This window comes from Colwellia sp. NW0002-52-1 (assembly GCF_057550865.1).
On sequence record NZ_BAAJLU010000004.1, the window covers coordinates 220,863 to 247,513 of the forward strand.

The following is a 26,651-nucleotide window of genomic DNA, read 5'->3' on the forward strand; positions in this document are numbered from 1 at the left end:
GCTATATAATGGATGAACAGCAATTTAAGCGATTAAAAAGTCTAAGTGCTAAATCATTTAACGATCAAAAAGCTTTAATTAAAAAAGTGCTGGCAGGGCGAGAAATAGCATGTACGCAATGTGGTACGCCTATTCGCGTCAGCTTGCCAGAAGACAAGAAAACAACAGGGCTATTTTGTGCGAAAGGCTGTACAGATATCGCATTAGACTTTGTAATGTAAAGCGCTAAATAATGGCTAGCGCTTTATATATTACTTATTGCAACTAATTAAAGAAAAGTGGCAATATCAGCCAAAGCTTTCTTGGTTGTTGCATGATGTGGCACTGTGGCATCTTCACTTGGGTAGCCAGCAATTATAAGCATGTAAGGGCGACTGTTGTCATCGCGATTACAAATTTTGCTTAAAAATGACATCGGTTTCGGCGTATGCGTTAACGTAACTAGCCCACTAGCATGCAAAGCATTAATTAAAAAACCTGTAGCAATTCCAACCGACTCATGAACATAATAATTGGTGTTTTTATCTTCAATGGCAATACCGCCTTTTTTCTCACTAAAAATAGCAATAAGCCAAGGTGCATGCTCTAAATATGGTTTATTCGCGTCAGTACCTAGTGGTTTCAATGCATCAAGCCACTCATCACTAGCTCGCCCTTGATAAAAGTTACTTTCATGAATTTCTGCTTGCTGGCGTATCTGTTGTTTAACATTTTGATCACTAATAGCAACAAAATGCCAAGGTTGATGATTGGCCCCGTTCGGCGCAGTACCTGCTGCTTTAATACAGTTTTCTATAATTTCTTTAGCGACAGGGCGGTCACTAAAGCTACGGATACTATGGCGGCGTTTGATATTTTCGTAAAAGTCAGCTGAGCGCTGTAACATTTCTTCGCTTGGGTATTCAATATAATCGCTTAGTGGCGATGAGTCATGATCTTGCATGGATATTCCTATTCTTATTTTTCTATAGAATATCGAGAAAGTTATTAAAATAGCAAGCCTATCGTAGGAATTAAGGGTGAAGACTTATACCAATTGATTTAATGAATCGATCAATTTTAAACGAGGATAAATTTTCAGTAGCAAGGCGCTTGATTGATTAGGGTATGGATTCCCGTAAGTAGAACAATGCAGGAGCAATTGTCGAGCAATAGCAGGCTATTGGGATTGAAAGCAACGTAGATACTGGATAGTTAAACCGCTTTAGAATGATCGATTGTTTATATCAATTGGTATAAAATAAAGGTGTATAGCGTAAGTAGAAGTAACATAAGAAAAAAGCGCCAAAAGGCGCTTTATTCATCATTAGCATTTAAAGGCAAGCAACCATTGCTTAGCCAATAAATTTACGGGCGTTGCGGAACATACGTACCCAAGGTGAATCTTCTTGCCATTCGTCTGGGTGCCATGAGTTAGCAACGGTGCGAAATACACGCTCAGGGTGTGGCATCATAATAGTAACACGACCATCTGTTGTGGTAAGCGCGGTAATACCATCAGGTGAACCGTTCGGGTTCGCTGGGTAAGTTTCAGTAATATGACCATAGTTATCAACATAACGTATGGCTACTGTGCCAGACTCATTTGCATTATCAATAGCATCATCAGAGCTAAACTCTGCACGACCTTCACCGTGAGAAACTGCGATTGGCATACGAGAGCCGGCCATGCCTTCAAAGAAGATAGATGGCGTTTCTTGTATTTCTACCAAGCTAAAGCGTGCTTCAAATCGTTCTGATTTGTTTTGAACAAAGCGTGGCCAAGCTTCTGAGCCCGGAATAATTTCTTTTAGGTTTGACAGCATTTGACAGCCATTACAAACACCTAGCGAGAAAGTATCTTCACGCTCAAAAAATGCTTTGAACATAGCTTTAGCATTTTTGTTGAACAATATTGATTTTGCCCAACCTTCACCAGCACCTAAAACATCACCGTATGAGAAACCGCCACAAGCCACTAAGCCATTAAAGTCGGCTAAGTCTGTACGACCCGATAAAATGTCTGACATATGTACATCGATAGCAACAAAACCAGCACGATCAAAAGCTGCTGCCATTTCAACATGCGAGTTAACACCTTGTTCACGCAAAATAGCAATACGTGGGTTAGTTGAGTTTTGCGCATCTTTAGCCATTAAATCGGCCACAATATCTTCATTGATATCAAAGCTTAAGTCTGCATTTAGGCCTGGATCTTCAGTATCAAACTTAACATCGTGTTCTTGCTGGGCACATTCTGGGTTGTCGCGTAACGATTGCATTTTATGAGTCGTTTTAGCCCATGTAGTGCGGTAGTATGTGCGCGAATTTTCTAACACAACTTCGCCATCGCGGCTAAAGCGGATAGTGTCTTCATTATTGATACGGCCAATGTCAGTACAACACTCTTCAATACTAAACTTAGCAAAAACTGCGTGAATAGCATCAACATCGCTTTCACGAATTTGTATTACAGCACCAAGCTCTTCACTAAATAAAACATCTACATCATTACCAGACGTTGAAGTAAGTTTGCTTAAATCAATATCAACACCGGTGTGGCCAGCAAACGCCATTTCTACAACCGTGGTAAATAAACCGCCGTCTGAAATGTCATGATAGGCAATAAGCTTTTCATCACGCACTAAGGTTTGCATAGCATTGAAGAAGTTTTTCAAGGTTTCAGGACAATCAACGTCAGGCGTTTCTTTACCAAGTTGTTTATAAACTTGTGCTAAACATGAACCACCTAAACGGTTTTTACCTTTTGATAAGTCAATAGCAACTAAACGTGTATCACCTTGATCTATTCTTAGCTCAGGAGTAACGGTTTTACGAATATCTTCAACAGCACCAAAGGCAGTAATTATAAGTGACATGGGTGATGTTACAGATTTCTGCGCACCATTTTCATCCCATTGGGTTTTCATCGACATTGAGTCTTTACCCACAGGAATAGTTAGCCCCAGCGCAGGACACAGCTCTTCACCAATGGCTTTAACGGCTTCATATAAGCCTGCATCTTCACCTGGGTGACCTGCTGGCGACATCCAGTTAGCTGAAAGTTTAATACGGTTTAATCTATCACCGTCAGCACCTGCAATATCAGTACCGGCAATATTCGTTAACGACTCTGCTACGGCTAAACGAGCAGATGCGCCAAAGTTTAATAAAGCCACTGGTGTACGCTCGCCTAACGACATAGCTTCGCCGTGATAAGAGTCAAGCGCAGATGCCGTAACGCCACAATCGGCAACAGGCACTTGCCAAGGACCAACCATTTGATCGCGATTAACCATACCGGTTACTGAGCGATCACCTATGGTAATTAAGAAGGTTTTCTCTGCCACAGTGGGTAAAGATAAAATACGTTCAGCGGCATCAGCCAGAGTAATATCTGCAACGCTAAAGTTATCGCCAGTGGCAACTTTTGACTCAACATCTTTAAATATTTTAGGGGTTTTACCTAATAAAACATCAAGCGGTAAATCAATGGGAGTCGCGAGTTTATCGTTACCGGCAAAGTGTTCATCAGTAACCGTTAAATGTTCTTCTTCTGTGGCACGACCAACGACAGCAAACGGTGCACGTTCGCGTTGGCATATTTGTTCAAATCGGGCTAAGTTCTTGTCTGATACCGCGATAACATAACGTTCTTGAGATTCGTTACACCATATTTCATGTGGTGCCATGCTGCGCTCGTCATTGGGTACTTTACGTAGTTCAAAAACACCACCACGGCCGCCATCAGAAACAAGCTCAGGGAAAGCGTTTGATAAACCACCTGCGCCAACATCATGAATAAAGGCGATAGGGTTTTCTTCGCCTAGCTGCCAACATTTGTCGATAACTTCTTGGCATCGACGTTCCATTTCTGGGTTTTCACGTTGTACAGAAGCAAAATCTAAGTTTTCAGCAGATTGTCCTGAGGCCATTGAAGAAGCCGCACCGCCACCAAGGCCGATGTTCATTGCTGGGCCACCTAAGGCAATTAAGTTAGCGCCAACAACAATCTCACGCTTTTGCACATGTTCATCACGAATGTTACCTAAACCACCGGCCAACATAATAGGTTTGTGGTAGCCGCGTACTTCGCTGCCGTTAAACGAGTTAACTTGTTCTTCGTAAGTACGGAAATAGCCTAAAATAGCCGGGCGACCAAACTCGTTGTTAAATGCTGCACCGCCCAATGGGCCTTCAGTCATAATATCTAAAGCAGAAACTATACGGTTGGGTTTACCAAAATCAGTTTCCCATGGTTGTTCGAAACCGGGAATACGTAAGTTTGAAACAGAGAAACCGACTAAGCCTGCTTTAGGTTTTGAACCAATACCGGTAGCGCCTTCATCACGAATTTCACCACCAGAGCCAGTTGCAGCACCAGGGTAAGGAGAAATAGCCGTAGGGTGGTTATGGGTTTCAACCTTCATTAATATTTGAATGTCTTCATGGTGATAACCATAAACATTCGTTTCTGAATTTGGGAAGAAACGACCGCCTTTATTACCTACCATAACCGCAGCGTTATCTTTGTATGCACTTAAGACAAAATCAGGGTTCACTTCATGCGTGTTACGGATCATTTTAAATAATGATTTGGGTTGCTTTACGCCATCGATAGTCCAGTCAGCGTTAAAAATTTTGTGACGACAATGCTCAGAGTTGGCTTGAGCAAACATGTAAAGTTCAATGTCGTGAGGGTTTCGGCCTAGTTTGGTGAAGTTTTCAAATAAGTAATTAACTTCGTCGTCAGCTAGGGCAAGGCCTAAATCAATATTGGCAGCAACTAACGCATTTTTGCCACCATTTTCAATGTCGATACTGGTTAGTTCACCGGGTTCAGCACTAGCAAATAATGCCGTGGCTTCAGTGGTATCAGTAAATACAGTTTCCATCATGCGGTCATGAATCAAGTTATTTAATGATGTTTGTTGGACAGGTGTTAAAGTCGCAGCGTTTTCAGTACTAATATAATAAGATAAACCGCGTTCAAGACGAATAACTTTAGATAAACCACAGTTGTTTGCAATATCGGTAGACTTTGATGACCAAGGTGAAATAGTGCCAGGTCGAGGTGTTACAAGGAGGAATTGGCCAACAGGTTCGTGTTCTTCAATGGTGGGTCCATACTTAAGTAATTGCGCTAAAACAGTAGACTCATCATCACTTAAAGCTTCGGAAATATGAGCGAAGTGAGTAAACTCAGCATAGATATCCGTAATGGGCAGTTGCAGCTCTGAGCACTGATTCAGTAGTTTGTTTACTCTAAATTCAGATAGTGCTGGTGCACCACGAAAGGTTTTCATCAACATCGACATAGTCTATTTCACCGGGTTAGATTAATTAAGGATAAAAAACGCGCGTATTATAGTTTAAATAGGCTCATTATAGAAACGATTTGTCTCTTTTCAAGCCAAGTTTTTAGCGTCAAAATACACGCCAAATTAAAAATAGCTTTTTAAATATCTCATTTCACGTGACAATAGCAATTATGATAAAAAAACAAATAAAATTATTCGCCGATAAAGTGAGTGTAAAAAAGCAATTAGCCTTGTTTTTATTACCCTTTATTGTTTTGCTAAGCGCATGTGAAAACCAAGAGACGTCTGCAAACTTACAGAGAATTATTGATAGAGGTTACATAACGGTTGGTACGCTTTATGGCAACACGAGCTATTATCTTGATGCCGAAGGGCCTGCTGGCTTCGAATATGAACTAGCACAAAAATATGCACAGTTTTTAGGTGTCGAATTAAAAATGATGCCTAGCTACAATTTAAACGAATTGTTTCAACAACTTGATAATGGCAGCGTCGATATCCTTGCTGCCGGACTAGCGGTTACTGAAAATCGCTTGAAAAATTATCACTTTTCGCCAAGTTATGACAGCGTAAGCCAAAAGCTAGTTTTTAAACAGGGTAATATCAGGCCGCGTAAGCTTGCCGATTTAACCGGAAAGCTGGAGGTGCTTGAACAATCTAGCCATGTAGAGAGCTTAGCGCAATTAAAGGTATCTAATCCTGAGCTTGTTTGGTCGACTACCAGTGAGCTTGATAGCGAAGAGCTTCTGTTGCGTGTACTTTCAGATGAAATCGACTACACCATTGCAGATACCAATACCTTGGCAATTAGCCGTAGATACTATCCTGAAATTAGTATCGGTTTTACGATATTAAAAGAAGAATCTTTAGCGTGGATGATTAATAAAAATAATGACGATACTATTTTTGCCAGCTTAATTGAGTTCTTTGGTCAAGTGCATCATAACGGTGTGTTATTAGCATTAAATGACAAGCATTACGGGCACATAGAAGAATTTAACTATGTTGATACCCGTATGTTTATTAAAGCAATAGAGCAGAAGCTACCTAAGTATCAACCTTTGTTTGAAAAATATGGTCAAGACGTTGATTGGCGTTTACTCGCGGCCATAAGTTACCAAGAATCACATTGGGAGCCTCACGCTCGTTCTTACACTGGTGTTCGTGGCATGATGATGCTAACGTTGCCAACGGCAAAGCAAATGGGCATTAAAAGTCGACTTGATGCTGAACAAAGCATACGAGGTGGCGCTAAATATTTCAAACAAATGATAGCTCGAATGCCAGATAGAGTACCTTCTCCAGATAGATTATGGTTTGCTTTAGCTTCCTATAATATAGGGCTAGGGCATTTAAACGATGCGCGAAATATTACTAAACAACAAGGTGGCGATCCCGACCGTTGGGTGGAAGTAAAAGAGCGTTTACCTCTACTTAAGCAGAAAAAATATTATAAAAAAACGCGCTATGGTTACGCTCGAGGTGATGAACCGGTTAATTATGTTGAAAATATTCGCCGTTATTACGACACCTTAACTTGGATGGATGATCAAGCGAAACAAATTGCCCAGAAAACAGAGTTAACGACCTACAACGAACAAGCAAACTAAAAGGGGATATGATAGCGTTTGAGTTTATTTCATTAAAGTGTCATAAACATAAGAGATACTAATTAAAATAAAACTGAACTTGCTACATTCCGGCTAATTAATAGAGTAAAAAATTAATGTAGTGAGGTTTTACTGTTTTGGTGTTTATGTGCAAGGCAAGAGGTTAATATGAAATTTAAAAGATGCTTTATTAGTAATCAAAGAAAAAGAACCTTAAAACGTCACAAAATAAGGTTAGCAAATCGACGTCATACCCAATTTGCATCCGATCATTTTCATAGCGCTAGCGCTGTCGATACTATAAAAACTTTAGAAGATAGTTGAAATAGCTACTGAAGTTTACGCTAATTACTTTTTTATACTTTTTGTTTTTTCTAGTTTCCCAATCTTGAGTTACACTTTTACAACAGCTTAGTAATGACTTAAATAGTTATAATACAAAACTCAGTATCAAAACTTGATATTCTCGAGCAAGCGTCGAAAAATCAATTATTTATAAATATATTAATAGGTCATTAAATACTTATTAGTACGACTTTTATATCTAAAAATATTTAGCAAAACTTAATTAAGTCCTTATTTTGGAAGGTGTTTTAACAATGGTTGAACATGGAGTTTATTCTGTTGTACTTAAAGGTAATTTATTAAGCATTACCTTAATTGGTTCATTTAATGAACTTGCAACAAAGTCAGCTTGTTTACAAATACAAGCCAAGGTTGACAGTTTGAATGGTAAAGCCTTTGGTGTGTTATTTAATTGCACTGGCTATGAAGGTAGTACACCTGCAGCACATAAAATATCCAACGATTATTTTTCGTGGGTGAATAAGCAAAATTGTCTTGCTTGGGCTGCTGTTTATCATCACGCTATTTATGCTGAAATGGCAAAAAATGAACAGCCTGCAATGTTTGAATGTCAAAATCGACTTGAATTTTATGATATTGAATCGGCAAAGCTTTGGCTAGCAAATCAGTCTGTAGTTGCTTGTTAAATAAAAATATTAGTATATAAATTCGCACATTCAATTATATTGTCATTTTTTTCTGGCGAGCTTTTCAGATTTTTTTTCTGCTCTTCTGCGTTTAAAAAATGCAGAAAGCATGTCGCTACACTCTTGTGCTAAAAGACCAGAGTTTACCGCGACTTGATGATTGTGTTTCTCATGGTTCAATAATGAAAACGCACTACCTGCTGCACCTGTTTTTAAATCTTTACTGGCAAATACTAAGCGATTTATTCGGCTATGCACTAATAAGCCTGCACACATAGGGCAGGGCTCTAACGTTACGTATAGCGTGCAATCGAGCAGACGATAATTTTGTAACTTTTTACCAGCATCACGAATGGCGACCATTTCAGCATGGGCAGAAGGGTCGTTATTCATAATGGATTGGTTAAAACCTTCCCCGACAATTTCACCATTGCAAACGATAACAGCGCCAACGGGTATTTCATTGTGGCTATCAGCAATGTTAGCTAACTCAATGGCACGGTGCATAAACTTACTATCTGCTTCAGAAAAGCTATTCTGAGCAATACTACTTTTTGAAAGACACTGCTCGGTAAGCTTTGAGTCAGTAAACTTTGAGCCAGACAGGTCTCTATCATGACTTATTTCTGTTGGGTCGAGATTAATGGTTAAATTTTTTGTCATCGCAGGTTATAAAAACATTTCTAATAAGTCGTTAAGGTAACGGTGTCCAAGTTTGCTAACTGACCACAACTCACCGTCAAATTCCATTAAGTTTTTAGCTTTAGCTTCTAAAAGTGTAGGTAAAATTGTCTCAATATTTAACCCCGTATAGGCTTGGTACTCATCCAATGAGAAACCTGAAAATAAGCGTAATCGGTTCATCATGTATTCAAAAGGTAACTCTTGTGCTGAAACAGTATTAAGCTGATCAAGTGCTTTTCTATTGGTATCTAAATAGCCTTTGGGGTGCTTTATTTTTACCGTGCGGTAAATGGTTTGTTTGGTTACATCGGTAATTTTACCATGTGCACCACAACCAATACCCAAGTAGTCGCCAAACTGCCAATAGTTAAGGTTATGCTGACATTGAAATTCAGGCTTACTATAAGCAGAAATTTCATATTGTTGATAACCCGCAGCATTTAATAAAGCAATGCCTTGGTCTTGAATACTCCACAGCACTTCATCTTGTGGTAATTTAGGCGGTCGTGAGTGGAATGCGGTATTAGGCTCTATCGTTAATTGATACCATGAAATATGGCTAGGATTTAAGCGAATCGCCGTTTTTAAATCATCAAGGGCATGAGCTACGGTTTGGTCGGGTAAGCCATGCATTAAATCAAGATTGAAGCTTTTAACGCCACACTCGTTAGCTAAATTAGCTGCAACTTTGGCTTGCTCGCTATCATGTATTCTACCAAGCTTTATTAATTTATCTGAGGCAAAGCTTTGTACTCCAATAGATAACCTTGAAACACCGCCATTAAAAAAACCAATAAATTTTTCAGCTTCAACAGTGCCAGGGTTAGCTTCTAAAGTTATCTCAATATCGGCTTTATGTTCAAAGCGTTGTAACACTGCGGTTAATAGCTGTTCAATTGCCGGCGCTGAAAATAAGCTTGGTGTACCACCACCAATAAAAATTGAATGCAAAGGTCTGTTATGCAAGCCAAAGCGTTCAATATCGCTGTCAAGATCAAGCAATAACTGCGCAATATAGTCTTGCTCAGGAATAGCGTGCTTTAAAGCATGAGAATTAAAGTCGCAATAAGGGCACTTTTCAACACACCAAGGTATGTGAATATATAACGAAAGTGGTGGTGCAATTAACATTTAACGTAGGGCTTCTAAAAGTTGTGGTACAAGTTTTTTAAGGGCTTGGCCACGGTGACTCAGTTGATTCTTTAAATCTCGCGGTAATTGCGCTGATGTCATTTTATGATCTGCTTGCCAAAACACCGGGTCGTATCCAAAACCTTGCTCGCCTATTTTTTCTCGGGCAATACTGCCTTGCCAAACACCATGACAAATAAGCGGTGTAGGATCATTTTCATGACGCATATAAACCAATACACAATGAAAACGAGCGCTGCGTTGTTCATCGGCTACATTTTCTAAGGCAGTTAAAAGTTTGTTGGTATTATCATCATCATTAGCGTTTTCGCCGGCATAGCGGGCTGAATAAACGCCAGGAGCACCATTTAATGCGTCAACTTCTAAACCCGAATCATCGGCTATCGCAGGTAAACCGGTAATTTTTGCAGCATGGCGTGCTTTAATTATCGCGTTCTCTACAAAGGTGGTGCCGGTTTCAGCAACTTCACCAACATTGAATTCGCTCTGGGGTTTAATTTCAATATTTTGAGCAGCTAATAAACTGGCAAGCTCGTTTACTTTACCTTGGTTACCGGTCGCTAATACAATGGTGGTCATCACGAATACCTTAGAATTAATTAATCATAACAATGGCGCGCATAATACCTTAATCTACAACAAAGAGGGAGCACCTAAGCACGAATTAAATAAAACTCAGAGGCAGTATGTCGTTAAAAGATACCTTTATAGGTTTAATTATTATTTTTATCTGGGGCTTTAACTTTGTCGTTATCGCTTGGGGTGTAGAGTCGATGCCGCCACTATTAATGGGAGGCTTACGATTCTTATTAGTCGCACTACTGGGATCTTTGTTTATTGCTAAGCCTAATATACCCTGGCGATGGATGGCACTTTATGCGCTAACTTTGTGTTTTGGCCAGTTTTCATTATTATTTTCAGCTTTAGCTTTTGGTATGCCGGCAGGGTTAGCTTCATTAGTTTTGCAGTCGCAAGCGGTGTTTACCTTATTATTTTCATTATTCATGCTAAAAGAACAAATAAAAAACAGTCAAATCTTGGCTATGCTCATTGCTGGTGGTGGCTTGTATATTATTGGTAACTCAGGCCAAGCCCATAGTATGACATTTCTTGGTTTTAGTTTAACCATTGCCGCAGCCATAGCTTGGGGCTTAGGTAATGTAGTTAACCGTCTAATAAATCAACGAGGTTATCGAGCAAATATTGGCTTAGTTGTTTGGTCGTCTTGGATAGCCATGGTGCCTTTCTTTGTTACGAGTTATTGGGTAGAAGGCGAAGTAGCCATAGTCAATAGTTTACAAAACTTAAATGGCATAAGTGTTTTCGTATTATTTTATTTAGCCATTGCCGCGTCGATGATAGGTTACAGTTTATGGAGCTATTTATTAACCAATTACCCAGCAGGGCAAGTGGCGCCGTTAACTTTAGGTGTGCCTATTGTGGGTATAATGTCAGCCTCGCTTTTACTGAATGAACAAATGTCAGCGCAGCAAATATTCGGCATTGTTATTGTTATGCTAGGTTTATTGGTTAATACCTTTGGTAGTAAACTCTATCGCAGATTCAGACTAAAATCAGTCAGGTAATGCTGTTGGATAGTTTTAGGTAAGCGTGCAGTTTACGCTTTATCAGGAGTGATACTGAGGAAAAATAAGCATAAAAAATGGCACTTTACTATCTAAAGTGCCATTGGTAATTTTAATGATTTTTAACCTTTAATTAGCAAAGCTAATCAACATAAAATTTTTGTGAGAAGGTTAAATTATGCTGTTTACCTTTATCGGTGATATTAATATCAAAATAAATGGTTTCTTCATTGCTGTAACCCACTTGTGCTAAATAATAAACCGCGTCGCCTTCTTTAACTTCCATAAAGTCTAACGATTTAATTTGTCCTACATCGTTTCGGGCTTTGCCACTTATGTTTACCGTTTTTGCTGGGTTGCCGTCTTGGGTATTGTCGAGCACCGCAATATTGACCAAGCCTTTATAACGACTACGTTCAATACCATAAGCTTTAGCAATTTCAGGCGTTAAAAATGTTGAGCCAATGGCAATATAATGCACATTAAGATCATTCAACTTTTTCATGTTTTCAGCATTAACTGTGGCGGTAAGCATAAATGCTAGTGCACATAGCCATTTGAGTTTATTGAAAACGTTATTCATATTGTGAACCTTATATTTTCTATAGTGGGTATTATTTAGTATATATAATGCTGTTAATCAAAATGAGTTAACGCTTATAACATCGCCCAATATGGCACCCAACCAGCCAATAAAATGTTTATTACATTCAATAATAAAAAGGCGATAAGTACCGATAAATCAAGCCCGCCAATACTCGGGATTATGCGTCTAATTGGCGTTAATATCGGCGCAGTAAGCTGATTGAATACCATTTGAGTTGGATTGTAGCCTTGTACTACCCAGCTCATTAATGCCATTACAAGCATAATAATAAACAGTAAAACGCCAGTTTGCTTAATAAGGTAAATTAAGCCTAAATATAATGCTGAAACAATATCAATAGGGCCGCCGTTAAGTAACGGAATAATAATAAAAGTTAAGGTCGCAACAATATAAGCTAAAATTACTGTTGCTAAATCAACCCCGCCAATACTTGGTATTACACGACGTAAAGGAATAACTAAAGGGTTACTTACTTTTACAATAAATTGGCTTAGTGGGTTGTAAAAGTCAGCACGAACAAGTTGTAGCCAAACCCGCAACACTAGAATCATAATGAATGTGTCAAAGGCAAATTTAAGCAAATAATTAATTGCTTCCATCTAAAACTCCAAAAAATAAAATTAATATAATCAGTGTTTTACATTTTTTAATGTAGAGCACTGTAAATATGTTGATCGTAATACGATTAACTACTTTTCGCCATTTCTTTAGCGCGCGCAACGGCACAATTCATGGCATTTGAAACAAGACTTTCCAAACCACCTTCAACTAAAGCGTTTAACGCTGCTTGGGTTGTACCGCCTTTTGAGGTTACGTTTTCACGAAGCTTACCGATAGGCTGTTCGTTTTCAATAACCATTTTAGCAGCGCCTAGCGCAGTTTGTTGCACAAGCTCTCGGCTGTCTTGTTCACTAAAACCGTAGGCCATAGCTTGCTTTTGCATTGCTTCCATAAACAAGAAGAAGTAGGCAGGGGCAGAGCCCGAAACAGCAATGATATGGTCAATTTGTTCTTCTGAAGTTAACCACTTAACAATGCCGACAGATTCCATTAATGATGTCGTAAATACTTTTTCTTCTTCAGTGATATGTTCATTTGCATATATACCAGATACGCCAAACCCCAGTTGTGAAGGGGTATTTGGCATGGTTCTAATTACGGTGCAAGGCTTAGCCAGGGCTTGTTCTATTTGTGCCATAGTGCAACCGGCAGCAACTGAAATAAAACACTTTTTGCCAATCTCAATTTGCTGACTTAAAAGCTGGCAAACTTCTTCTATAAGGTAGGGTTTTACGCCCAGAACAATCACATCTGCAAAAGTTGCTGCTTCAATATTGCATTGTGTTTGTTTAATACCGTGTGCGGCTTGCAAAGCCAAGCGCTTTTCTGCTGAAGGATTCGATACGATAATATGCTCAGGATTAAAACCACCATTTACTAAGCCCGAAATAATTGCACCGTTCATGTTACCTGCGCCAATAAAAGCTATTTTTTTCATAAGTTTCCTATCAAGTATTGCTGATTCAATGAATGTAATTGGTCATTCATTACTAAATTTTGTCTTAAAGCTATCGCCGTTGCCAACGAAAGTTTAATTTTCATCATTGTACTATTTTTTGAGATAAATTATTTAGCTTCTAGCACCAAATATTGCTGAGCCGATGCGAACTAAGGTAGAGCCAGCATTAATAGCAAGTTGCATATCGCCAGACATACCCATAGATAAAGTATCTATTCTTGGATATTGTTTTTGAAGTTTAAGAAATAAGTTTTGCATCTCAACAAAACTAGCCTGAGAAGCATTTTTTTCTGGAATCGCCATTAAACCGCGTAAGCATAAGTTATCGCAGGTTTCGATAACATCAAGTAACGCAGGAAGCTCCTGCGGTAAAACCCCAGATTTACTTAGTTCGCCACTAATATTCACTTGTAAACAAATGTTTAGCGATGTATCTTGACCAGACCTATGCTCGTTAAGGCGTTTTGCTACTTTAATTCTATCTATGCTATGTACCCACGAAAAATGGCTGGCTATTAACTTGGTTTTATTCGTTTGAATTGGGCCAATAAAATGCCACGTTATATCAGTTTTATTCTGCAAAGCAGTAATTTTTTCTACGGCTTCTTGCACATAACTTTCGCCAAAATTTCGTTGCCCTGCATCGTATGCTTCTTCGAGCATATCAATAGGTTTAGTTTTACTTACTGCAAGCAAAGTAACTTCATCAGCGTTGCGATTCGCAAGCTGACAAGCAGAAGAAATTTGCAGTTCTACAGCAGCAATATTATCTTTAATAGCAATCATATTGTTTATTTCAGTTCTCAATGACTTATTCAGTTGTTAATTAATAATTAATTTAACTCAGAGGTTTGTATGGATATTACCGAATTACTCGCATTTAGTGTCGAAAATAATGCATCAGATTTACATTTATCAACGGGAACACCACCGTCTATTCGTGTTGATGGTGACGTACGTAAGCTAAATATACCAGCATTTGATGAAAAAGATGTTAACGCTTTGGTCTATGATATTATGAATGATCGCCAACGCAAAGAATATGAAGAAAATTTAGAGGTCGATTTCTCTTTTGAAGTGCCAAACCTAGCACGCTTCAGGGTAAATGCTTTTAATCAGAATCGTGGCCCAGCTGCGGTATTTCGTACTATCCCAAGTAAAATTTTATCATTAGATGACTTAGGTTGTCCTGATATCTTTCGCAGCATTTCAGAATTGCCGCGTGGTTTAGTTCTCGTTACTGGTCCAACGGGCTCTGGTAAGTCTACAACACTTGCCGCTATGGTCGATCATATAAATAAAACGAAACACGATCATATTTTAACTATTGAAGATCCTATTGAATTTGTTCATCAGAATCACTCATGTTTAATAAACCAACGTGAAGTACACCGCGATACCTTAAGTTTTAGTGCTGCACTTCGTTCAGCGTTGCGTGAAGATCCCGATGTTATCTTAGTGGGCGAGATGCGTGATTTAGAAACTATACGTTTAGCAATGACCGCAGCTGAAACCGGCCATTTAGTTTTTGGTACTTTACATACCACCTCAGCACCAAAAACCATTGACCGTATTATTGATGTATTCCCAGGTGAAGAAAAAGCCATGGTACGTTCAATGCTTTCTGAGTCATTACGTGCGGTTATCTCACAAACACTTGTTAAAAAGGTTGGTGGGGGCCGAGTTGCTGCACACGAAATTATGATGGGGGTTCCGGCAATTCGTAACCTTATTCGCGAAGATAAAATTGCTCAAATGTACTCTGCTATTCAAACGGGTATGTCTCATGGTATGCAAACCATGGATCAATGTTTACAAAACTTGATCAACCGCGGCATGATCACCAGACAAGATGCCATGGACAAAGCACAAGACAAAAACCAGTTTTCTGGTTACTAGTCTCAGAGATATGAAAGGGTAATTTAATGAATTTTCATGATTTATTAGAAAAAATGGTGCAGCACGGTGCATCAGATATGTTTGTTACCGCTAAGTTAGCGGTAAGTGCAAAAGTTAATGGCGAGTTGGTTCCTATTGACGATCACGTTTTATCAGCCGATGAATCTTTAAGTTTGGTTCATGATGCTATGTCCGATAAACAAAAAACTGCATTTGACGAAGAAAAAGAATGTAACTTTGCCATTTCAATTGATGATATTGGTCGCTTTCGTATCTCAGCTTTTTGGCAACGAGATATGGCTGGCATGGTTATCCGTCGCATTGTTACCGAAATCCCAGACGCCGATGATCTTGGCTTACCATCAGTTTTAAAAGATGTGGTGATGTCTAAACGTGGTTTAGTGTTATTTGTTGGTGGTACAGGTACGGGTAAGTCTACGTCGATGGCAGCTTTAATAGGTTATCGAAATAAAAACTCTCGTGGTCATATTCTAACTATTGAAGATCCGGTTGAATTTGTTCATGAACACCGTAAATGTATGGTAACACAACGTGAGGTAGGGCTTGATACCGAAAGCTTTAGTGCGGCACTGAAAAGCTCTTTGCGCCAAGCGCCCGATGTTATTCTTATTGGTGAAATTCGTAACCAAGAAACCATGGAACACGCGTTAAGCTTTGCTGAAACCGGGCATTTATGTATTGCTACTTTACATGCGAACAATGCAAACCAAGCGATTGATCGTATTATGCACTTAGTACCCGCAGAGCAACATGGTAAATTGTTGTTTGATTTGGCATTAAACTTACGCGGCATTATCGCCCAACAGCTTATTCCAACTCGAGATGGCAACGGTCGTGTAGCTGCTATTGAAGTGTTACTAAATTCACCTTATGTAGCTGAGTTAATTAAAAAAGGCGATGTAGGTAGTATTAAAGAAGTGATGGAAAAATCCACCGATCAAGGTATGCAAACCTTTGACCAAGCACTCTTTAATCTATATCAACAAGGGCTTATTAATTACGCAGATGCCTTGCATCATGCCGACTCTCCAAATGATCTACGCTTAATGATTAAATTAAGAAGTAACGATCAAGGTGGAACCGGTTCATTGTCAGGGGTTACTATTGATGGTTTAGCGCCTAAAGAAGAGTAACTTTTCATGGCGATTTTTTATTGATGTAGCTTTTAGTAGGGTGAAGTAGTTTATATTTCATCCTACTATTTATGCATTAACTCTACGCTGTATGTTACCTTCAACCTGGTTATAACTTTTTTCGCTCTGTCTCACTCCTTCCCCTCTATTACGTATTAGAGCTAAAAAGTTTATAAAAACAGATTTAGCCCACTGCATTTTAATTTTTAAGTGATAGCTCTGTATGTGTTGACTTTTTTCAAATTATTTGAATATATATGTTAGGGAACTATAAGGATTATTTTTTGATGTCAAAAACATTATCAGATGGAAAAACCTTCTACAAAGATGAAGCTGAGCTTCTGTATGGAAATGCAATATCTGGCATATTTGTAACCTTGCTGGCATCAACTATTTTAGTTTTTTCATTTGATACACCTGAAGTGCAAACTCAAAAAATTTACTGGTGGATTGGCATTTTAGCACTTATGGTTGCTAGGTTAGTTGACGTATATTATTGGAAAAACCATTCTATTGATGTCAGTTACAATGCTAAAAAGTTTATCCATCGATTTATAATTGGCGCTATTTTATCTAGTTTAATGTGGTGTACTTACTGCATATATATATCCCGCTTCGCCTCAAGCACTGAGCTTGCATGTATTATCATTGTTGTATCTGCATTTGCAGGAGGAGCTTCAACTATATTGGCCGCTAATAAGCTTTTAGCCATGAGTTATGCCGCAATTATGCTAGCCCCTTTTTCAATAGCTCTAATGCTTTCCTCTGAAGAATATCAACTTACGCTAGGCTTGCTTGGTTTGGCATTTAGTTTTGTCATGTTGATGACCGCTAAAAAATCTGCTGACTTTACATCGAACGCTATTCGGTTAAAAAATGAAAACGCAGAACTCGTCAATAAAATGGAGCAAAAAGTAGCTAGACGAACTAAAAAAATATATCAGCTTTCTAACCTTGACCCGCTTACCGGTTTATTCAATCGTTCTGCGTTTATGCACCACATGCAAGAGCAACTTGATTTAAGCGCAAAAAATAATATCCCCCTTGCGCTGTTATTCATCGACTTAGATGGCTTCAAAAAAATCAACGATACCCTGGGCCACGAAACTGGAGATAAGGTATTAAAAAATACGGCAGAACGACTAAAAGAGCTTCAAGGTGAGCAGCAACTATTATGTCGTTGGGGCGGAGACGAGTTTCTGATCACTTATATGTCGGCAAATCAAGACGCAGCGTTTACTTTTGCTAATAGCGTTATTGAAAAAATTTCAGAGAGTTACGATTTTGAAAACAATCGACTTTTTATTAGCGCCACCATAGGAATCGCTATCTCTCCCAAACATACTGATAATGCCCATGAATTAATTCAGCTAGCTGATACCGCTATGTATAGTCAAAAAAAGCTCAGTCCTAGCTCAGTTGGTTTATTTAATAGTGAGTTAGGGCAACGAATAGTGCGTGAAAATCAACTTAAAGTAGGCCTTTCTAAAGCGATTGAAAAGCAACAACTTCGCTTAGTTTATCAACCTATTGTCGCATCAAAGTCACATCAAGTGGTTGCTTTTGAAGCGCTACTTCGTTGGGATTTTGCGGGTGAAAATATACCACCTGATAAATTTATTCCAATTGCAGAACAGTATGGATTAATAATAAATTTAGGCACATGGGTATTACAGCAGTCGTGTATCGCAGCTGCAGCTTGGCAGGCATTGAATAACGACACACGCCCCTCCGTTAGTGTAAATGTATCTGTATTGCAATTATATGATGAAAATTTCATAAACATTGTGGCGTTAGCACTCAAGAATGCAAAACTAACCGCCGAAAATTTAACTATTGAAATTACAGAATCTATTTTCTCTAATGATAAAATAATCATACTTAAATGTATTAAAACCTTGCAAAAAATGGGGGTAAAAGTATCAATTGATGACTTTGGCACTGAGTATTCTTCGCTTTCGGTAATTCAAAGTTTGGCTGCCAATACCATAAAAATAGATCGTTCCTTTGTAAATATGCTAGATACAAATGGTAAAGTCATTATTGAAGCGGTAAAGCATATGGCAGTTAAGCTTGATTATGCTGTAGTGGCTGAAGGCGTTGAAACCCAAGAGCAAGCCGAGCAACTTTCAGCATTAGACATTGAAATGCTACAAGGTTACTTCTTTTCAAAGCCTTTAGAACTACACGATGTAGAAGACTATTTGCTGAGTAACTCACCTAAAATGTAACCTATAAGGCCTACGTAATCCGTGTGGTTTAGTAAGTTACTGTATTAATGAATAACGTATTTCATGGTATTTTAAAATCGACAATAATATTAATTACCATATTATTGTTAAGATAATCGTAATCGCAAATTTTACCTTCAATGTGCCCAACTTATTTGGCTTTTAGGGCATAGATAAATTTATAGGATAGATAAATGTTAACTTCAATTAGGTTCAGTACCATCATTTTTACGCTTTTTTGTGCAATCTCTGCGGTAGGTGCTGATACATTTACCGCCGGGCCGGTAATAAAAAACTACGGTAAACATGCTCAAGTTCAACAAGATTTAAAACTAGACAAAAGCAATGTCTTTAATGTAGCTTTTGATCTTGGAGCGCAGGGTAATGTAGGTAAGGTAAATGGCAGAATTGAAACGCTTGCACGTTTCATCAACATGCATGTAGCCAATGGCGTACCACTGGAAAACATTAACCTAGCACTCGTTGTGCATGGCAAAGCTGGCTTTGACTTATTAAAAGCCCCTCTGTATCAACATAAATATCAGCAAGAAAATGCCAACGTAGCGCTAGTACAAGCATTACTTAAAAACCAAGTTAAAATCTACATTTGTGGACAATCAGCAGCGTATCACGGCATTACAAATGATATGGTATTACCCGGTGTTGAAATGGCGCTATCAGCAATGACCGCGCACGCCACTTTGCAAAACCAAGGCTATACGCTTAATCCATTTTAGCGACCAAATAAGGCTGTAGGCATACTGATTAGTTAACCTTTAGTAACAACGACAACGCCCATATCCATAACGGTATTGAAACAATCGACATAACCGTTGTAACAACCACAATACCGGCAATAGTTTCTTGGTGCTTATTATGCTGCTTGGCAATTAAATAAGCATTAACCCCTGTTGGGCTGGCACTCAAAATAACTAAAGTCATAGTCGTAATAGCTGAAAATTGAAATATAAAATAGCAAGTTAAGAAAATTAAGCAGGGTAGTAGCAGTAATTTTATAATGCTAGCCGTAATAATAAACTTCATTTCACTGCGTATTTTGTAAAATGCCAGCGATGCACCAAGTAAAAAAAGTGCCAGTGTAATCGCGGGTTTTCCAAGTAACAACAAACTGTTATTAACAACAACAGGCAACTTTATTGCTAGCAAATTAATGGCAAAGCCACCGATTATGGCAATTAATAACGGGTTTAAAAAAGTGTGTTTAAGGAATGTTCGCCAATTAAACTGAGCAATGTTAACGGCTAATAAACTCGTGGTTCCTATCAATAACGCACTGTGTAAACTAACGACCAAAAAAATGGTCGGTAATACCTGCTCACCCAAAACCATTATCGCGATTGGCATACCAACAATAACGTTATTAGAATACCCTGCGCCAAAAGCATAAACGGCTGAGGCAGGTAAGTCATGATTTAAATCTTTATGAAAATAATAATTAATCGCCCAAGCAACGGCATAAACCAGCAATAAAGGTAGATAAAAAGCACTATAAATATTCAAATCTATATTGCTCATGTCGGCATTGGCTAACTGTTGAAATAAAAAGGCTGGAATGGCGATATTAAACGCAAACTTGGTCAATGAATCGACATTAGCTTTGCTTAGCCAGTTATATTTCGCCAGTAAAAAGCCAATAAATCCAACAACAATTAAGGGGCTAATAAGCAGTAAAGTTGCCATTAATTAGTCTCTTTTACAGCTATTGTGGGTATAAACCTGTAGCAAGGCGGTGGACAGATGAATAAATTATCTAGAAAATTAGGCTGCTTGTTAGTTGAGTGACTGTCTTTCGAATGTACAGTGGCCGAGTTAATATTGATTTTCAAAATAGCTTTCTATAATTAATTTTGCCGATGCAGCATCGATATTATCTTTTTTAAGGTTACGATAACCACCTTGTTCAAAAAGTGCCTCTTTAGCTGTAGCCGTAGTAAGACGTTCGTCTTGAAACTCAACCTTTAGGCCAAAACGGCCAGCAACACGATTACCAAATTTTTTCGCGTCATGCGTTAGCTGTTGCTCGCTACCATCCATATTAAGAGGCAAACCAACCACCACAAAGTCAGGTTGCCATTCTTTAATGAACTTCTCCATGCCAACCCAATCAGGAATGCCATCGCGCGCTTTAACTGAGCCTAAAGGCGAAGCTGAGCCCGTTAACTCTTGACCAACAGCAACACCAATATACTTTTTGCCAAAGTCAAAACCTAGTATGGTTCGCTCGCCAATAACTGCTTTACCTGCCATTATGCATGCCCAACTTCACTAGATAAGTGTGCCATATCGATACCGAGTTTTTCTGTGGCTTTTTTCCAGCGTTGCTCAATGGGAGTATCAAATAAAATATCACCATCGGCTGGCGTTAAAAGCCAAGAGTTCGCTTTTATTTCTTCTTCTAATTGCCCAGGGCCCCAACCAGCATAACCAAGCGTTACCATATACTTAGCAGGTGCGCCTTCAGTACCAAGTGCCATTAAAATATCTTTTGAGGTGGTGATCATTACTTCTTCACTAAGTGCCAGCGAGCTACTCCAACCCGATTGAGTACTGTGTAAAACAAAACCACGATCTTGTGAAACAGGGCCACCGGTTAATACTTGTTGGTCGAGCTCTGGCGCGTCTGTTTTATCTTCGTCAATTTGGGTTAACAATTCATTCAACGTAACATTAATAGGCAGGTTTATAATTAACCCCATTGCCCCTTCAGCATTATGCTCACAAATATAGGTCACTGTTTTATTAAAATACGAGTCGTCTAAGTTGGGCATAGCAATCAAAAGTTGATTTTCAAAACTGTCCATACATATACCTTAATAATTGAGGAGAAATACGCTAAAAATGAACTAAATTAAAGCGTAAATCTCAAACGGAATTGGTTAGCGTTTTTTAATGTTTTGCTCAATAGCATCCATGAGTTTACCGCTAATGTTTATCGGGTATGCTGCTTCAATTTCGCGAATACAGGTTGGGCTAGTAACATTGATCTCAGTAACTTTGTCGCCAATTACATCTAAGCCCACAAAGAATAAACCACGTTTTTTCAATTCTGGTGCAATGGTTTCTGCAATAAATTTATCACTAGCACTTAAAGGCCTTGCGACACCGCGACCACCGGCGGCTAAGTTACCACGTGTTTCTCCCTGTGCAGGAATACGCGCTAAACAATAAGGCATAGGTTCGCCATTAACGATTAATATACGTTTATCGCCATCAACAATTTCTGGTAGGTACTCTTGAACCATAGCATATTGTGTAGAGTGTGCCGTTAATGTTTCAAGAATAACACCCACATTAGGATCATTTTCACCAATACGGAAAATAGATGAGCCACCCATGCCATCTAACGGTTTAATAATAATGTCTTTGTTGGCTTTATGAAACTCTCTAATCTTTTGATTATTACGAGTAACTAAAGTTTTTGGCGTTAACTCTGGGAACCAAGCCGTAAATAATTTTTCGTTACAATCACGCAAGCTTTGTGGCTTGTTAACAATTAATGTTCCTGCAACTTCAGCGCGTTCTAACATGTAGGTAGCGTAGATAAACTCAGTATCAAACGGTGGATCTTTACGCATTAATACCGCGTCTAAATCGGCAACATTCATGTCTTCGCGCTCGTCTAGTTCATACCAATGCTCGGTATCGTCAAATACTTTTACTTTGGCTGCGGTTGCTCGACACACACCTTGTTCTAAATAGAGATCTTTCATCTCCATATAATAAATTTCATAACCGCGCGCTTGCGCTTCAAGCATCATTGCCATTGATGAGTCTTTTTCTACTTTGACCTCAGAAATAGGGTCCATAACTACGCCAATTTTTATGCTCATGTTGTTTCCTAAATGTATTGTTATTAAGTACTATCGCATTGCTTGCATGCGACTAGCCCATTAAAATCGTTAAGCTAAAAGGTAATAACCTAATAGCTAATGTAAATCGCCATAACGGCACTGCAAGGCAGTAATGGCGGTTAGCGCTGCTGTTTCTGTTCTAAGTACTCTTGGTCCAAGTAGAACATCGTGAAAGCCTGCCTTGTTGGCATTGGCTATTTCATCATCACTTAAACCACCTTCAGGCCCAATTAATAAACGAACTCGCTGATTTTCTATCGGTAAGTTCATAATAGAATGCTCGGCTTTAGGATGTAAGTTGAGCTTTAACGCTGCTGTTTCTTGTGCTAACCAATCAGCTAAATAAATAGGTGTTGCCACTATAGGGACCGCACAACGACCACTTTGCTCACAAGCACTGATCACTATTTTTTGCCATTGCTGATGTTTTTTCTCTAAACGTTCGCCGCTAAGCTTTACACCACAACGTTCGGTGAAAATTGGCGTAATAGTATTAACACCTAACTCAACAGACTTTTGCAAGGTAAAATCCATACGATCGCCGCGTGAAATGCCTTGCGCTAAATGAATATTAAGTGGAGATTCATTCTCGACCAAAGTTTTAGCAGTAATCTCTACATCAGCAGTTTTTTTACTAACATTTATCAAGGTTGCTTGATACTCAAAATAACCGTCTTGCTCTGCAATACCATTAAATAAAGTAATATCGTCGCCGTTCTTAAGGCGTAAAACTCGCACAATATGGCCAAAAGCATCTTCGTTTAATGCTTGTGTTTGGCCTACTTCAAATGCTTGTGCTTGGAAAATACGAGGGTTACGCATAAAGGTTATCCATTATTGCTTATTTAACTTAATTTTAATTTCAGATTTAACAAGCTTATTAATTACTTGAGTTTACCTTAACTATTTAGCTTAAGGCTATTTTTTGATGCAACACCGTCAACAGGTTTTGCACAAAGTAGCACTTTCTGCACTAGGCTTTAGATAAGGGCAATGCATGTTAAATTCAATCAATAAAGTATATTAATTATTTATGCCAAGCTTTACTTAACACTTTAACGAAAGCCTGAAAGCAAAAAACCGCTCAAAGAGCGGTTTTTTATTCAGCAAATATTAAAATTAAATGCCAGCAGATAAACGCAGCGCTTCTGCTTTATCAGTTTTTTCCCAGCTAAATGCCGTGAAGGTATCATCGCCAACCGTCATTTCAAAAGGTTCACGACCAAAATGTCCGTAAGCTGCTGTTTGCTTGTACATCGGGTGCAACAAGTCTAACATTTTCGTAATACCGTAAGGGCGCAAGTCAAAGTGTTCTCGCACTAGTTCAACTAAACGCGCTTCAGATACTTTACCCGTACCAAAGCTATCAATTGAAATTGACGTTGGCTCAGCAACACCAATAGCATAAGAAATTTGAATTTCACAACGGTCAGCCAAGCCTGCTGCTACAATGTTTTTAGCAACATAACGACCAGCATACGCTGCGCTACGGTCAACTTTTGATGGATCTTTACCAGAGAAAGCACCACCACCATGACGCGCCATGCCGCCATAGGTATCAACAATAATTTTACGACCAGTTAAACCACAATCGCCAACCGGGCCACCAATAACAAAACGGCCAGTAGGGTTAATATGGTATTTAGTGTCTTTAGTTAATAACTCAGCCGGTAACACATGCTTAATAATGTTTTCCATTACCGCATCGTGTAAATCTTCTTGTTTGATATCTGGGTTGTGCTGAGTCGACAATACAACCGTATCAATAGCAACAGGCTTGTTATCTTCATAAATAAAAGTTACTTGGCTTTTTGCATCTGGACGTAACCAAGGTAAAACACCTGATTTACGTGCTTCAGCTTGACGTTCAACTAATCTATGCGAGTAGTACAATGGCGCAGGCATTAAGGTTTCGGTTTCATTAGTTGCATAACCAAACATTAATCCTTGGTCGCCAGCACCTTGATCTTCAGGTTTTACGCGGTCAACACCTTGAGCAATCTCAGGAGACTGTTGGCCAATCAAATTCATAATGCCACACGTTTCGCCATCAAAGCCAACATCTGAAGATGTGTAACCGATTTCTGAAATTACATCGCGAGTTATGCGCTCTAAATCAACCCAGGCTGTTGTTGAAACTTCACCTGAAATAATGGCAACACCAGTTTTTACCATAGTTTCACAAGCAACACGTGCATGTTTGTCTTGGGCAATAATAGCATCTAAAACCGCATCAGAAATTTGATCGGCAATTTTATCTGGATGACCTTCTGATACTGACTCAGAAGTAAAAAGGTGTGTAGACATAAACCCTCTGTAAAAATAAACTGAAAAACAATCTTATACCTATTGGGCTTACGAATTAGTCACTTAGCGCTAATAGCCAATTTGGTATGAGTCTTTAATGGCGACATTCTAACTGTTTAACAAACTTATTCATAGAGTTATTTACGCCTAGATGGCTAAACGTCTTTGGTTTGTGTCGAAATTTTATATATTCTGTAAAAGATATTTTCCAGAAAAATAGCTTTTATTATTTTAAATCAATAGTTAACGAATTTTATATTGCTAAAACTGTTAAGGGTAACTATTCAGTTGTAATGGTTGCTGCCAAATATGGTTAAAAAGCGCTTGTTGAATATCGCCATGTTTTGAACTGTAAAAGCTGCTTGTGCCTTTATTAGTACTTGAGTTTATAAGGTTATTTCGGGTTAACTGTCGTTGCAATTGCTCAGTAACAGGTAAAGCAGTTTCCATAATAACCACATGATTACCGCATATTTTTTTGATCAGGCCCTTAACTAAAGGATAATGAGTACAACCAAGCACAATAGTGTCGACACCTTTATCAAGCAAAGGTTGTAAATATGCACTGAGTAATAATTCGCACTCAGCAGAGTTATTTTCATTCCGTTCTATCAGTTCAACTAAGCCAGGGCAGGGCTGAATAATAACATCGCTGATATGACGATATTGTGCCACTAAGGCTAAAAAACGTTGGTTTTCAGCCGTTGCTTTGGTAACTAAAATAGCAACTTTTTTATTTTTACTTAAACTTGCGGCAGGTTTAATGGCAGGCTCAACGCCTATAACCGGAATAGAAATGTTTTTGCGCAGTTGATCTATCGCGTTCACGGTTGCGGTATTGCAAGCAACAACAATCGCTTTAGCGTTTCGTTCAATAAACCATTTTGCTATCTCGTTGACACGTTGTTGAATAAATTCAGTCGATTTATCGCCGTAAGGCGCATGTAAAGTATCGGCTACATAAAGTAAGTTCTCATGAGGTAACTGCTGATGTATGCATTGCGCAATAGATAAACCGCCAACACCAGAGTCGAAAATACCAATAGGATCACTGTTAGCTACTTGCCGTTTATTTTCCGCTGCTGAATTTTCGGCGGTTATATTGGTATTTTTTTGCTTTGGCATTAAATTGGTGTGACTTAATTCAGGGCGAAGTTAGTTGTGCTAAGTATATTATCAACAGGCAAATCAGATCTATAGATATTTTGGTAATGATATTAACTGCCTAAATTCGACATTAAGTGCAGATTCTGAGCTTTTACTTAATATACCGTTATCTTTTGCTGTAACTATTTTATTTTTACAGTGAGAAAACAATGAGAAGGGAATGAGTTGAGAACTATAGACTTGAAACTGATACGTAAATCAGCGCCACCTTATATAAATAGGTTTAAACTTGTTGTTCGCTTCCTCATTTACTCCTCCTGCCTTTTTCCCTGTGAATAAATTCATTTCTTTGAGAGACACGATCAAACTCAGCAAAATAAACTAATATATATTTTACAGGGAGAAAACAATGAGAAGGGAATGAGTTGAGAACTATAGACTTAAAGCAGGTACGTAAAAGCAGCACATTGCATAAATAGATGCAAATTTGTTGATCGCTTCCTCATTTACTCCTCCTGCTTTTCTCCCTGTGAATAAATTCATTTTTGCGAATCACGATTAAACTCAGCAAAATAAACTAATACATATTTTACAGGGAGAAAACAACGGTGTTTTTCAAGTTAGTTGTCGC

At 38.6% G+C, this 26,651-nt stretch carries 24 protein-coding genes; 8 read left to right on the forward strand and 16 right to left on the reverse strand.

All coding sequences use genetic code 11. The features are described from left to right. Positions 1–8: 8 nt before the first annotated feature. Positions 9–221 (forward strand): hypothetical protein, encoded by a 213-nt coding sequence (locus tag AC27H3_RS06610; protein ID WP_085302260.1) that lies wholly within the window; start codon positions 9–11, stop codon positions 219–221. A 47-nt stretch (positions 222–268) separates the two neighbouring features. Here the strand turns inward: AC27H3_RS06610 and AC27H3_RS06615 are convergent, their stop codons facing one another. Together AC27H3_RS06615 and purL are read right to left on the reverse strand one after the other, a co-directional pair. Then, positions 269–943, reverse strand: coding sequence for a nitroreductase family protein (locus AC27H3_RS06615; RefSeq protein WP_487104715.1), 675 nt, complete (start codon positions 941–943; stop codon positions 269–271). 391 nt (positions 944–1,334) lie between these two features. Next, positions 1,335–5,285 carry a phosphoribosylformylglycinamidine synthase gene (gene purL / locus AC27H3_RS06620; protein WP_487104717.1) on the reverse strand — a complete coding sequence of 1,317 codons (3,951 nt, stop codon included), beginning with the start codon at positions 5,283–5,285 and terminating at the stop codon, positions 1,335–1,337. A 185-nt stretch (positions 5,286–5,470) separates the two neighbouring features. Here purL and mltF point away from each other — a divergent pair, with 185 nt between their 5' ends. Both mltF and AC27H3_RS06630 read left to right on the forward strand, forming a co-directional pair. Then, positions 5,471–6,910 (forward strand): membrane-bound lytic murein transglycosylase MltF, encoded by a 1,440-nt coding sequence (gene mltF, locus AC27H3_RS06625; protein ID WP_487104719.1) that lies wholly within the window; start codon positions 5,471–5,473, stop codon positions 6,908–6,910. Between the two features lie 599 nt (positions 6,911–7,509). Continuing rightward, positions 7,510–7,902, forward strand: coding sequence for a hypothetical protein (locus AC27H3_RS06630; protein ID WP_487104720.1), 393 nt, complete (start codon positions 7,510–7,512; stop codon positions 7,900–7,902). Positions 7,903–7,944: 42 nt separating this feature from the next. On the opposite strand, the gene tadA is transcribed toward AC27H3_RS06630, so the two are convergent. From tadA to AC27H3_RS06645, 3 genes are read right to left on the reverse strand one after another with little or no spacing between them, the layout of a single operon-like run. Further along, entirely contained in the window at positions 7,945–8,565 is a 621-nt protein-coding gene (gene tadA / locus AC27H3_RS06635) for a tRNA adenosine(34) deaminase TadA (RefSeq protein ID WP_487104722.1), read from the reverse strand. Positions 8,566–8,571: 6 nt separating this feature from the next. Continuing rightward, the gene (hemW, locus tag AC27H3_RS06640; RefSeq protein WP_487104723.1) at positions 8,572–9,717 is read right to left on the reverse strand and encodes a radical SAM family heme chaperone HemW; all 1,146 of its coding nucleotides are present in this window, start codon (positions 9,715–9,717) and stop codon (positions 8,572–8,574) included. Continuing rightward, on the reverse strand, positions 9,718–10,320 hold the full coding sequence (locus AC27H3_RS06645; RefSeq protein ID WP_487104724.1) for an XTP/dITP diphosphatase: 603 nt from the start codon (positions 10,318–10,320) through the stop codon (positions 9,718–9,720). A gap of 104 nt (positions 10,321–10,424) precedes the next feature. Between AC27H3_RS06645 and AC27H3_RS06650 the strand changes: the two genes are divergently transcribed. Further along, positions 10,425–11,324, forward strand: a complete 900-nt coding sequence (locus AC27H3_RS06650; RefSeq protein ID WP_487104725.1) for an EamA family transporter — start codon at positions 10,425–10,427, stop codon at positions 11,322–11,324. Positions 11,325–11,466: 142 nt separating this feature from the next. On the opposite strand, the gene AC27H3_RS06655 is transcribed toward AC27H3_RS06650, so the two are convergent. The 4 genes from AC27H3_RS06655 to AC27H3_RS06670 all read right to left on the reverse strand — a co-directional run bounded on the left by AC27H3_RS06655 (position 11,467) and on the right by AC27H3_RS06670 (position 14,236). Beyond that, positions 11,467–11,907, reverse strand: coding sequence for a DUF4426 domain-containing protein (locus AC27H3_RS06655; protein WP_487104726.1), 441 nt, complete (start codon positions 11,905–11,907; stop codon positions 11,467–11,469). 74 nt (positions 11,908–11,981) lie between these two features. Beyond that, positions 11,982–12,530 (reverse strand): YggT family protein, encoded by a 549-nt coding sequence (locus AC27H3_RS06660; protein ID WP_487104727.1) that lies wholly within the window; start codon positions 12,528–12,530, stop codon positions 11,982–11,984. 86 nt (positions 12,531–12,616) lie between these two features. Beyond that, the gene (gene proC / locus AC27H3_RS06665) at positions 12,617–13,429 is read right to left on the reverse strand and encodes a pyrroline-5-carboxylate reductase (protein ID WP_487104728.1); all 813 of its coding nucleotides are present in this window, start codon (positions 13,427–13,429) and stop codon (positions 12,617–12,619) included. 132 nt (positions 13,430–13,561) lie between these two features. Next, positions 13,562–14,236 carry a YggS family pyridoxal phosphate-dependent enzyme gene (locus AC27H3_RS06670; RefSeq protein WP_487104730.1) on the reverse strand — a complete coding sequence of 225 codons (675 nt, stop codon included), beginning with the start codon at positions 14,234–14,236 and terminating at the stop codon, positions 13,562–13,564. A 69-nt stretch (positions 14,237–14,305) separates the two neighbouring features. On the opposite strand from AC27H3_RS06670, the gene AC27H3_RS06675 reads away from it, so the two are divergent. From AC27H3_RS06675 to AC27H3_RS06690, 4 genes are all read left to right on the forward strand, one after another. Continuing rightward, positions 14,306–15,349: a type IV pilus twitching motility protein PilT gene (locus AC27H3_RS06675; protein ID WP_085302299.1), complete on the forward strand. Its 1,044-nt coding sequence runs from the start codon at positions 14,306–14,308 to the stop codon at positions 15,347–15,349. 26 nt (positions 15,350–15,375) lie between these two features. Next, the gene (locus AC27H3_RS06680; RefSeq protein WP_085302301.1) at positions 15,376–16,503 is read left to right on the forward strand and encodes a PilT/PilU family type 4a pilus ATPase; all 1,128 of its coding nucleotides are present in this window, start codon (positions 15,376–15,378) and stop codon (positions 16,501–16,503) included. A gap of 287 nt (positions 16,504–16,790) precedes the next feature. Then, complete coding sequence (locus AC27H3_RS06685) at positions 16,791–18,734, forward strand: putative bifunctional diguanylate cyclase/phosphodiesterase (RefSeq protein WP_487104733.1); 1,944 nt, start codon at positions 16,791–16,793, stop codon at positions 18,732–18,734. 194 nt (positions 18,735–18,928) lie between these two features. Continuing rightward, entirely contained in the window at positions 18,929–19,471 is a 543-nt protein-coding gene (locus AC27H3_RS06690) for a DsrE family protein (protein ID WP_487104735.1), read from the forward strand. A gap of 28 nt (positions 19,472–19,499) precedes the next feature. Here the strand turns inward: AC27H3_RS06690 and AC27H3_RS06695 are convergent, their stop codons facing one another. The 7 genes from AC27H3_RS06695 to murI all read right to left on the reverse strand — a co-directional run bounded on the left by AC27H3_RS06695 (position 19,500) and on the right by murI (position 26,038). After that, on the reverse strand, positions 19,500–20,435 hold the full coding sequence (locus tag AC27H3_RS06695; protein ID WP_487104737.1) for an AEC family transporter: 936 nt from the start codon (positions 20,433–20,435) through the stop codon (positions 19,500–19,502). Positions 20,436–20,564: 129 nt separating this feature from the next. After that, the gene (gene ruvX / locus AC27H3_RS06700) at positions 20,565–21,002 is read right to left on the reverse strand and encodes a Holliday junction resolvase RuvX (RefSeq protein ID WP_085302309.1); all 438 of its coding nucleotides are present in this window, start codon (positions 21,000–21,002) and stop codon (positions 20,565–20,567) included. Continuing rightward, positions 21,002–21,556 carry a YqgE/AlgH family protein gene (locus AC27H3_RS06705; protein ID WP_085302311.1) on the reverse strand — a complete coding sequence of 185 codons (555 nt, stop codon included), beginning with the start codon at positions 21,554–21,556 and terminating at the stop codon, positions 21,002–21,004. Before AC27H3_RS06705 ends, ruvX begins: the two co-directional genes overlap by 1 nt. Positions 21,557–21,631: 75 nt before the next feature. Beyond that, a complete protein-coding gene (gene gshB, locus AC27H3_RS06710) occupies positions 21,632–22,585 on the reverse strand; it encodes a glutathione synthase (protein ID WP_487104740.1) in 954 nt (317 codons plus the stop codon). Positions 22,586–22,681: 96 nt separating this feature from the next. Continuing rightward, entirely contained in the window at positions 22,682–23,428 is a 747-nt protein-coding gene (gene rsmE, locus AC27H3_RS06715) for a 16S rRNA (uracil(1498)-N(3))-methyltransferase (protein ID WP_085302317.1), read from the reverse strand. 297 nt (positions 23,429–23,725) lie between these two features. Beyond that, positions 23,726–24,913, reverse strand: coding sequence for a methionine adenosyltransferase (gene metK, locus AC27H3_RS06720; RefSeq protein WP_085302319.1), 1,188 nt, complete (start codon positions 24,911–24,913; stop codon positions 23,726–23,728). Positions 24,914–25,183: 270 nt separating this feature from the next. Then, on the reverse strand, positions 25,184–26,038 hold the full coding sequence (murI, locus tag AC27H3_RS06725; protein WP_487104742.1) for a glutamate racemase: 855 nt from the start codon (positions 26,036–26,038) through the stop codon (positions 25,184–25,186). Between the last annotated feature and the right edge of the window lie 613 nt (positions 26,039–26,651).

Coding starts and splice junctions, on each gene's coding strand:
- AC27H3_RS06685 (WP_487104733.1), top strand. CDS start 16,791: ATGTCAAAAACATTATCAGATGGAAAAACCTTCTACAAAGATGAAGCT.
- AC27H3_RS06610 (WP_085302260.1), top strand. CDS start 9: ATGGATGAACAGCAATTTAAGCGATTAAAAAGTCTAAGTGCTAAATCA.
- murI (WP_487104742.1), bottom strand. CDS start 26,038: ATGCCAAAGCAAAAAAATACCAATATAACCGCCGAAAATTCAGCAGCG.
- mltF (WP_487104719.1), top strand. CDS start 5,471: ATGATAAAAAAACAAATAAAATTATTCGCCGATAAAGTGAGTGTAAAA.
- AC27H3_RS06705 (WP_085302311.1), bottom strand. CDS start 21,556: ATGGACAGTTTTGAAAATCAACTTTTGATTGCTATGCCCAACTTAGAC.
- AC27H3_RS06695 (WP_487104737.1), bottom strand. CDS start 20,435: ATGGCAACTTTACTGCTTATTAGCCCCTTAATTGTTGTTGGATTTATT.
- purL (WP_487104717.1), bottom strand. CDS start 5,285: ATGAAAACCTTTCGTGGTGCACCAGCACTATCTGAATTTAGAGTAAAC.
- AC27H3_RS06670 (WP_487104730.1), bottom strand. CDS start 14,236: ATGATTGCTATTAAAGATAATATTGCTGCTGTAGAACTGCAAATTTCT.
- AC27H3_RS06650 (WP_487104725.1), top strand. CDS start 10,425: ATGTCGTTAAAAGATACCTTTATAGGTTTAATTATTATTTTTATCTGG.
- metK (WP_085302319.1), bottom strand. CDS start 24,913: ATGTCTACACACCTTTTTACTTCTGAGTCAGTATCAGAAGGTCATCCA.
- AC27H3_RS06660 (WP_487104727.1), bottom strand. CDS start 12,530: ATGGAAGCAATTAATTATTTGCTTAAATTTGCCTTTGACACATTCATT.
- ruvX (WP_085302309.1), bottom strand. CDS start 21,002: ATGGCAGGTAAAGCAGTTATTGGCGAGCGAACCATACTAGGTTTTGAC.
- AC27H3_RS06630 (WP_487104720.1), top strand. CDS start 7,510: ATGGTTGAACATGGAGTTTATTCTGTTGTACTTAAAGGTAATTTATTA.
- gshB (WP_487104740.1), bottom strand. CDS start 22,585: ATGAGCATAAAAATTGGCGTAGTTATGGACCCTATTTCTGAGGTCAAA.
- AC27H3_RS06675 (WP_085302299.1), top strand. CDS start 14,306: ATGGATATTACCGAATTACTCGCATTTAGTGTCGAAAATAATGCATCA.
- AC27H3_RS06615 (WP_487104715.1), bottom strand. CDS start 943: ATGCAAGATCATGACTCATCGCCACTAAGCGATTATATTGAATACCCA.
- AC27H3_RS06680 (WP_085302301.1), top strand. CDS start 15,376: ATGAATTTTCATGATTTATTAGAAAAAATGGTGCAGCACGGTGCATCA.
- rsmE (WP_085302317.1), bottom strand. CDS start 23,428: ATGCGTAACCCTCGTATTTTCCAAGCACAAGCATTTGAAGTAGGCCAA.
- AC27H3_RS06655 (WP_487104726.1), bottom strand. CDS start 11,907: ATGAATAACGTTTTCAATAAACTCAAATGGCTATGTGCACTAGCATTT.
- tadA (WP_487104722.1), bottom strand. CDS start 8,565: ATGACAAAAAATTTAACCATTAATCTCGACCCAACAGAAATAAGTCAT.
- hemW (WP_487104723.1), bottom strand. CDS start 9,717: ATGTTAATTGCACCACCACTTTCGTTATATATTCACATACCTTGGTGT.
- AC27H3_RS06690 (WP_487104735.1), top strand. CDS start 18,929: ATGTTAACTTCAATTAGGTTCAGTACCATCATTTTTACGCTTTTTTGT.
- proC (WP_487104728.1), bottom strand. CDS start 13,429: ATGAAAAAAATAGCTTTTATTGGCGCAGGTAACATGAACGGTGCAATT.